Source organism: Streptomyces sp. NPDC050625 (assembly GCF_040654755.1).
Taxonomy (GTDB): Bacteria; Actinomycetota; Actinomycetes; order Streptomycetales; family Streptomycetaceae; genus Streptomyces.
In genome coordinates this window covers 1-7,938 of sequence record NZ_JBFAIQ010000082.1, presented here as the reverse complement: position 1 = coordinate 7,938, position 7,938 = coordinate 1, and the positions used below count along the sequence as shown (strand labels likewise).

Here is a 7,938-nt window from a genome sequence, read left to right as displayed (position 1 = left end):
CGTCGGGCGCGGGCTCACCTGCGGCTTCCCCTCGTGGTGCGCTGACGGTCTGTGCTCCAGGGCGTGGTGTTGTGGCGCATCGTTACCAGTTCGGCCAGTTCGGCGTCGGAGAGTTCGGTGAGTGCCGCCTCGCCATGGCTCAGCACTGCGTCCGCGAGCCCCTTCTTCTGCTTGAGCATCTCCGCGATCCGGTCCTCGACCGTCCCCTCCGCGATCAGGCGGTGCACCTGCACCGGCTGGGTCTGGCCGATACGGTACGCACGGTCGGTGGCCTGGTCTTCGACCGCCGGGTTCCACCAGCGGTCGAAGTGGATGACGTGGCCGGCGCGGGTCAGGTTGAGGCCGGTGCCGGCGGCCTTGAGGGAAAGCAGGAAGACCTGCCGTTCGCCGCGCTGGAAGCGGTCGACCATCTCCTCGCGCTGCTTCACCGGCGTCCCACCGTGCAGGAACTGCGCCGCCATGCCGCGGACTGCGAGATGCTGCTCCAGCAGCCAGCCCATCTCGACGTACTGGGTGAAGACAAGCACCGAGCCGTCCTCGGCCACGATCGCATCCAGCAGCTCGTCGAGCAGCTCCAGTTTGCCGGAGCGGCCGGCGAGCTTCGCGTTCTTCTCCTTCAGGTACTGCGCCGGATGGTTGCAGACCTGCTTGAGGCCGGTGAGCAGCTTCATCACCAGGCCGCGCCGGGCCATCCCGTCCGCCTCGCCGATCGCTGCCAGCGACTCGCGCACCAGCGCCTCGTACAGGGACGCCTGCTCCTTCGTCAGCGAGAAGCTCTGGTCGGTCTCGGTCTTGGGCGGCAGCTCGGGGGCAATACCGGGGTCGGACTTTCGGCGGCGCAGGAGGAACGGGCGGACCAGGCGGGCGAGACGGTTCGCACTCTCCTGGTCGCCGTCGGCCTCGACCGCGCGGGCGTAGCGGTCGCGGAAGGCGGCGAGCGTGCCGAGCAGGCCGGGTGTCGTCCAGTCGAGCAGGGCCCACAGCTCGGAGAGGTTGTTCTCAACCGGGGTGCCGGTCAGCGCGATGCGCCCGGCCGCGGGGACGGTGCGCAGCACCCGCGCGGTGTCGGAGTACGGGTTCTTGACGTGCTGCGCCTCGTCCGCGACGAGCAGGCCCCACGGCACAGCGGTGTCGGCCAGGAGTGCCTCGTCGCGGCGCAGGGTGCCGTACGTGGTGAGGACGAAGGCGTTCGATGCGAGGTCGTCCAGGGTGCGGCCCGGGCCGTGGAAGCGGCGTACGGGGATGCCGGGTGCGAAGCGCTGCACCTCGCGCTCCCAGTTGCCGAGCAGGGACATCGGACAGACCACCAGGGTGGGGCCGTGGACCGACCGCTCGTGGCGGCGCAGGTGGAGGGAAATCAGGGTGATCGTTTTGCCGAGGCCCATGTCGTCGGCGAGGCAGCAGCCCAGGCCGAGGGAGGTCATCCGGTCCAGCCAGGCCAAGCCCCGCAGCTGGTAGTCGCGCAGGGTGGCTGCGAGCATGGCGGGTTGGCCGGTGGTGGCCGATGCAGCGTCCGGGCCCGCCTCCGGTTCGGCGATCCGCGCGCGCAACTGCTCCAGGGCGCCGCTCGCGGTGACCGGTACGGACGTGCCGTCGATCTCTACCTTGCCGGTCAGCGCCGCGCCCAGGGCATCGATCGCGGTGAGCTCGCGGCCGCGCTGCTTGCGGACCTTGCGGGCCAGCGTCTGGTCGACCACCACCCACTGGTCGCGCAGCCGCACCACCGGGCGGTGCGCCTCGATGAGGCGGTCCATCTCCTCCTCGGTCAGCGGCTCCTCGCCCAACGCCAACTGCCAGCGGAATTCAAGGAGTTGACCGGAGGAGAGGAAGGTCGACAGGTCCGAGGGCGTCTTCTTGTGCCGGGGCGGCTCCAGCAGGCCGGTCGCGGTCAGCTCCTTCGCCAGGCCCTTGGGCAGGTGGACCTGGATTCCGGCGGCGGCCAGGCGTTCCGCGGCCTCGCCGAGCAGGTCCAGCAGCTCGTCGTCGGCGAGCTGCAGCACATCGGGCGCGGCCGCGGCCAGCAGGCGCGACAGCGGCGGCCATGCCTTCGCGCCGCGGCGCAGCGCCAGCAGCGCGTCGATACGGGTACGGGCGCCGAACTGCTCCGGAGCGGCTGCAGCCCCGGCCCACAGCTCGGCCGCATCTGCCACCAGGGTGGGGTCGGCGAGGCTGTGCACCTGCACCACAGCCCGGAACTTTGGCCCGGCGCCGCCACTGTCGCCGAAGTCGCCGACGTGCCACGCGTCGCTGTCTGCCTCCAGACGCAGGGAGACGCGCACGCCCGCGTCCATCCCGGCGGCCACTTCGGCCGCCCACTCACGCTGTTCGGGGATACGCACCGGCATCCGGGAGGCGAAGGCCGGACCGGCCATCAGGTGGCGCGCTGCCGGGGAGCGCGGCAGACCGTCCGCGACCGCGTCCAAAAAGGCGCGTAGCAGCGGCTCGGCGGCGGGCAGCGCTACGGGCGACGAGCCCGGCAGCGGGATCGCGCGCGCCTCCGGCGGCATCGCCGCCGCGAGGTCGCGGATCCGGCGCACGTCGTCGCCGTCCAGCGGACCGAGCCGCCAGGCGTCGAACCCGATGGGGCTCAGCCCCGGCAGCAGCCGCCCCCGCGCGGCAAGTTGAAGCGCGATCAGGGCACCTGCTCCCCACAACGCGGCGGAAACGGAGGCGTTGCCGCTCTGCACCATGGCGCGAGCGCGGGTGAGTACGGGCACCGCCTGCGCGACCGGCATCAGCACCGCGCTCACGCTCCGCCGCCGGATCCCGTTCCCGTGCGGCCGCACGACGGTGAGCTCTTCCGGCTCCACACCGCAGTCGGGCATCCTGTCGCCGTCCGCCCGCCAGAACGCCACACGGCCTTCCCTGGCCGGATCTCCGGGCAAGAAGACGGCCTCGCATGCGCTGAGCGCGGCTGAGGCAGCCGGCGCAACCGCTGGTGGCTTCCTCTGCTCGGCAGGCTCGTCCACGTCGACGACCTGGAGGATATGGGCCATGATCGGATGCCCTTCGAGCCGGAGTGCAGGTACGCGCCGAATGACTCCGTCACGCCTTGTCATCGCGCATTCACAAGCTGTACGGCGGAATGCTATCGGCCCGTGACGGGCGCTCGCGCCGCGGACGTAAGGACGGATGAGCGTCAGCACACTCAGTCCTTGAGCGACTCGGTGTCCAGCGTGACGCCGACCGGCGGAGTGGAGACGACCTCGCACGTGTCGCAGTCGATGGGCAGGTACACGAGGATGCCGGCCTCGGCGTAGGCGCGGCGCTTCTCGACTCGGTCGCGCTGCTCAGATACGGGCCGCACGAGGTCACCTCGACGACCACCAGGGTGCCCTCCGGGTCGGTTGCGGTGTGGTCGAGGTATTGCTGCTTGTCCTGGCGGCCGTTGTCGCTCCAGGTGAGGCCGGCGGCGGTGAGGGTGCGGGCCCGGCTGGGCGCAGCGTTCCGGGGTGGCGTGAGTGTACGTTGCCACGGGTCGTCTCTCCTTGTGATCAGGGGCAGGAGTGGGGGCGGGGCCGGGCGGCCTAGCGGCAGGCCACCCTGGGGCGCGCGTTCGTTGGCCTACGGGCGGGTGAGCTCGCGGTGGATGCGTTCGAGGTCGGCGCACCCCGGCTGCGGTCACGGTGACTCCAGCGGGGCGACGGGTTGGGGGCCGGCTGCGTGTGGTGGGCGGGCGTGTCCGCACGGCGTGGCGTGCGGGCACTGGTCAGATGACGGGGCGGCGGCCCAGCTGGTCCAGACGGCGGATGTCGGGCGCGGGTTCCCGGAAGTGGCACCAGGTGCGCCCCATGAAGTCCTGGGCGGTGTAGTAGTGCACTGTCCGGTCCCGGTGGCTTCCGCCTGGCGTCGTGTATGCAGCGGCGTACCGGTAGTCGTTGATGTTGACCGGCACGGCGTCCTCGGGCCACTCGTGGGGGATCGGTGTCAGGTGTACTCGGTGGGCATGGTGCAGGCGGCGGTCGGTGGTGAGGTCGACGGCCGTGAAGTGGTCCCGCTGCTCCGGGTGGCGCTCGCCGAACTCGTCGTCGTGCTCCCAGCAGGCGGCGCAGCGTCCGAACCAGGTGCACGGCAGGAGGTACAGGGGGCGGTCGTGCATCGCGGTGATGCTGCCGTGGTAGCTGACGTGGCTACCGATGACCAACAGCGGCGCGGCGGCGGTCTCAGGCATGGGCGGCCTGCCAGGCCTTCGCGTTCCACTCGTGGGTGAGGTCGTCGGCGTACGCGACGTCGCGCGCGGCCTCGTCGTCCAGGGCGGCCACGACCAGGACGCTGCCCCGGATTTCGTTGGCGCGGCGCTGGGCGGCGGTGGCCTGCTCCTGGCGCTCGGCCTCCTCTTCCGGTACGCGTCGTACGAGGGAGATCCGGCCGTCGCTGGTGAAGATCACGACGTAGCGGCAGAAGTCCTCGATCCGCGACGGGCGGGCCGGGCCGGTCGTGGTGTCGGCCAGCGTGGCGCGGGCCTTGTCCAGCCCTTGTGGTGGTTGCGGCCGTAGTAGACGCGGGCCTTGTCGCGTACGGGGGCGAACTCCACCGGGGCGTAGATGCTGATGATCCGGCGCGCGTAGGCGTCGCCCTGGTCCCGCTCGGCCTGGGCGGCGCGCGCGGTGTCGGTCACCTTGCCCTGCGTCCAGCCGAGCGCGGTGGCGGCGCACGACGTGCCGTAGTAGGCGACGTCTTCGGCGGTGCCGTCCTCGTTCCCGTCGGCGTCCAGCGGCATCAGCGCGACCGTGCGCTTGAGACCGCGGCGGCCGCAGCAGCCGCACTCGTTGAAGTCGTCGACGATGCCTTTGATCTTCCACTTCGGGATAGGCATGAAGGGCCTTCCGTAGGGCGGTGGGTGTTGAGCTGCTGGGCATCCGCCGGCGCAGCCTGGGCGCAGGAAGCGGCGGGCGTGTTCCGGCGTCGCGGGCTGCTCCGCAACGCGACGCGCTGCCGCTACGCGGCAGGGGCGGGTCGGGGAGCGCTCTGTGCGCCTCTGAGGCGGGGTGAGTGCTCCGCGCTCGGGCGGGGCGGCCTGTGGGGGCCGGCGGGCACCCGTGGGGCAGTTGGGGTGCCCGCCCGGTGTTCAGGGGGTCAGACCGTGGTGAGGGCGAATGCCTTCTCCATCAGGTCGTTCGCCGCTCCGCTGATGACCCGCTCGGCGCGGGCGTCCGCCTTCTCGGCGTCGGTCTTGCCCCGGGTCGGGGCGACGTGGTTGGCGTACTCGGTGAGGGCGTTGTATCCGGCCCACCGCGTGCCCCGGATACTGGCCTGGGTGTCGGCGTGCTCGAACAGGTTCGAGATCGCCCCCCATCGCTGGCGCTGGTTGGTCTTGGTGCGGGCGTGGTCGCTGTCCTTGACGGGCCACAGCTCGTCCACCACAGACTTCAGCTCGCTGAGCGTCATCTCAGCTTCGATCATGCGCTGTGCGGCCTGCTCGAACTCCTCGGCGTACTTGAACGTCAGACCGAGAGCGGAACGGGCCTGCGCGATACGAGCCTTGGCTCCGGCGGTGTGCCGCACCACGAACGAGGAGCGGGCCCCGTGGATGGCCGCGCGCATCGTGTTCGCGCACACCACCCGGACCGGTGTCACGACGATGCGGAACGCGCTGGCTCCGTCGTGGCTGTTGAACGCCGCGATGTACAGATCCACGTCGTCGTTCCCGCCGATGGTGAGGGTCTGCGGCATCTTCATGGTCAGGAACACCTGACGGCCTTCCTTGAGCGATCCGGCGGTCTCGAAGTGCGCCCCGGACTCGTCGGCCAGCAGATTGAGGAACTCGGCGTGCTCCTCGTTCTGCACGGGGTGGTAATCGCTGCCGACCACTCCGAGCGTCTGCGTGCGGCCGGACTTCGGGTGCGTGCGCGCGGTCGCGAAGTGCTGTGGGACCTCCAGTGGTGCGACTCCGTCGGCCGTGCTCTCGGTCGCGGTCAGCGGCAGCAGCCGCACGTTCCAGTGGTCCAGGGACGCCAGGCGCATGGCCTCCTCGGCGGTCATCGCCCCCTCGGTGACGGTGCCCAACTTGTGCCAGGCGCTCATGGCGGCGGAGGCGAAAGCGGCGGTTCCGTCGGTGAACTGCTCGATCTCGTGAGCCACTTGGGCTCCTTTCTCGTGACGAACTTTCGGCGGGTCCGGTTGGGCTAACATGTTCCATAATACCTGTATCTGAGGATGGGTCAACCGCTGACGTCCCCTCTGCTGTCGTTCTCCCCGCCCGAATATGGCAAGGCCTGCGCAAGGGATGACGGATCCGTGCGCACCGCCCACCACCTGCGTGTACCGCTTGCGCAGCCGTGGACTTGTATGGCGCAGCGGCTGCGCAAGCGGTGGTGTGCGTTTCGCATTGGCTGCGTAACGCTGTGACCTGCCATGGTCGGGTCTGAGGTCGTGGCTCTGCAGATTGTGGTCGGGGCCATGGTCGGTCCTGTGGTCAGGGTGTGTACGGCTGTGGCCGGGCCCGTTAGCGGGCGGTGCGCAACTGCCTTATGAGTGGTGGATGTTGCGCAGCCGCTGCGCCGGGGTGTCTATGGGTGTGGGGATTGCATCCAGCTGAGGTGACCCCTGGGGTGTGGACACTCTGACAATGGATCTTGATGGTCCGAGGAAGGGTGTCCTGTGGGACGTAGGTCTCCGTATCCGGAGGAGTTCAGGAATGACGCGGTGGCGCTGTATCGCGCTGCCGCCGGTCGGCGCACGTACGCGGCGGTCGCGGCGGATGTCGGAGTGACCGGCGAGACGCTGCGATCCTGGGTGCGTCAGGCCGACGAGCAGACGGGCCGGGCCCACGGCGGCGAGGCCGTCGAGGGCCGGGACGAGGAACTGACCCGGTTGCGGGCTGAGTTGGGTAGGCTGCGCAAGGCCGAGGCCGAATGGCAGTTGGAGCGGGAGATCCTGCGGCGGGCGGCCCAGTATTTCGCCCGGGAGATGAGGGCATGACCGGCCGCTGGGACTTCATCTCCCTCCACCGTGCCGACTTCGGCGTGCAGCGGATGTGCCGGGTCCTCGGCGTCTCGCGCTCGGGCTACTACCGGTGGACGGCCGGCGCGGCGACCCGCGCCGAGCGCAGGGCGGCCGACGACGCACTGGTCGCGGAGATCCGCGAGATCCACGCCGACCACCGTGGCACCTATGGAGTGCGGCGCGTGCACGCTGAGTTGCGGGGCTTCGGGCACACGGTCAACCGCAAGCGGGTCGAACGGCTGATGCGCCGGGAAGGAATCGAGGGCCGGCACCTGCGGCGGCGGAAGCGCACCACCGTCCCCGACCGGCTCGCGCCGCCCGCGCCGGACCTGGTCCGACGCGACTTCACCGCCGCCGGCCTGGACGAGAAGTGGTGCGGCGACATCACATACGTGCAGGTCGGCGGCACCTGGCTCTACCTCGCGTGCGTCCTGGACATCTGCTCGCGCCGGGTGCTCGGCTGGTCCATGGCCACGCACATGCGGACCGAACTGGTCGTCGACGCGCTCACGATGGCGGTGGCGACCCGCGGCGGCCCCGTGGACGGAGTGATCTTCCATGCCGACAGGGGATCGCAATACACCTCAGCGGCGTTCGCCCACGTCAGCGACCGTTTCGGCATCCGCAGGAGTATGGGTCGTGTCGGGTCGAGCTACGACAACGCCCTGGCCGAATCGTTCTGGCAGGGGCTGAAGCGAGAAGCCGTGCGCGGGGTGTTCACGACGGTGCGGCAGGCCCGGCTGGAGATCTTCCAGTGGCTGACGTACTACAACGCCCGCAGGCGCCACAGCTCCCTCGGCTACCTCTCACCCGTCGAGTTCGAACAGCGGCACCGGGCAGAGCATAGACTCACCCTCGCGGCATGAACCCCCGTGTCCACACTCCGGGGGACGCCTCAGAGGTGCGGTAGTAGAGGAGGGCGTCGGGGATGACTGCCTCGCCGCTGCCGAGGGGGTGGTGGACCTCGGGGATCCAGTCCAGGGGCCGGCAGAT

The 7,938-nt window shown here is 70.4% G+C and carries 7 protein-coding genes; 1 reads left to right on the top strand and 6 read right to left on the bottom strand.

The window, feature by feature from the left end:
- Positions 1-14 precede the first annotated feature (14 nt).
- From AB0I54_RS47590 to AB0I54_RS47565, 6 genes are all read right to left on the bottom strand, one after another.
- Positions 15-2,855 carry an SNF2-related protein gene (locus AB0I54_RS47590; protein WP_363302658.1) on the bottom strand — a complete coding sequence of 947 codons (2,841 nt, stop codon included), beginning with the start codon at positions 2,853-2,855 and terminating at the stop codon, positions 15-17.
- A 293-nt stretch (positions 2,856-3,148) separates the two neighbouring features.
- Complete coding sequence (locus AB0I54_RS47585; protein WP_363302657.1) at positions 3,149-3,307, bottom strand: hypothetical protein; 159 nt, start codon at positions 3,305-3,307, stop codon at positions 3,149-3,151.
- Positions 3,308-3,709: 402 nt separating this feature from the next.
- A complete protein-coding gene (locus AB0I54_RS47580) occupies positions 3,710-4,171 on the bottom strand; it encodes a hypothetical protein (protein ID WP_363302656.1) in 462 nt (153 codons plus the stop codon).
- Positions 4,164-4,388: a hypothetical protein gene (locus tag AB0I54_RS47575; protein ID WP_363302655.1), complete on the bottom strand. Its 225-nt coding sequence runs from the start codon at positions 4,386-4,388 to the stop codon at positions 4,164-4,166. The genes AB0I54_RS47580 and AB0I54_RS47575 overlap by 8 nt, the downstream gene beginning before the upstream one ends.
- A complete protein-coding gene (locus tag AB0I54_RS47570) occupies positions 4,385-4,816 on the bottom strand; it encodes a hypothetical protein (protein WP_363302654.1) in 432 nt (143 codons plus the stop codon). Before AB0I54_RS47570 ends, AB0I54_RS47575 begins: the two co-directional genes overlap by 4 nt.
- Positions 4,817-5,076: 260 nt before the next feature.
- Positions 5,077-6,081 carry a DUF932 domain-containing protein gene (locus AB0I54_RS47565; protein WP_363302653.1) on the bottom strand — a complete coding sequence of 335 codons (1,005 nt, stop codon included), beginning with the start codon at positions 6,079-6,081 and terminating at the stop codon, positions 5,077-5,079.
- Between the two features lie 519 nt (positions 6,082-6,600).
- Between AB0I54_RS47565 and AB0I54_RS47560 the strand changes: the two genes are divergently transcribed.
- Positions 6,601-7,811 (top strand): IS3 family transposase gene (locus tag AB0I54_RS47560; RefSeq protein WP_363302652.1). Its coding sequence is split into 2 segments (ribosomal slippage): positions 6,601-6,853 and positions 6,853-7,811, totalling 1,212 coding nucleotides; the frame shifts between segments, so codons are not numbered across the junction.
- Positions 7,812-7,938: the final 127 nt, after the last annotated feature.

Bases quoted from the DNA above. Each gene is read 5' to 3' on its own strand.
- AB0I54_RS47580 (WP_363302656.1), bottom strand. From the start codon at position 4,171: ATGCCTGAGACCGCCGCCGCGCCGCTGTTGGTCATCGGTAGCCACGTC.
- AB0I54_RS47570 (WP_363302654.1), bottom strand. From the start codon at position 4,816: ATGCCTATCCCGAAGTGGAAGATCAAAGGCATCGTCGACGACTTCAAC.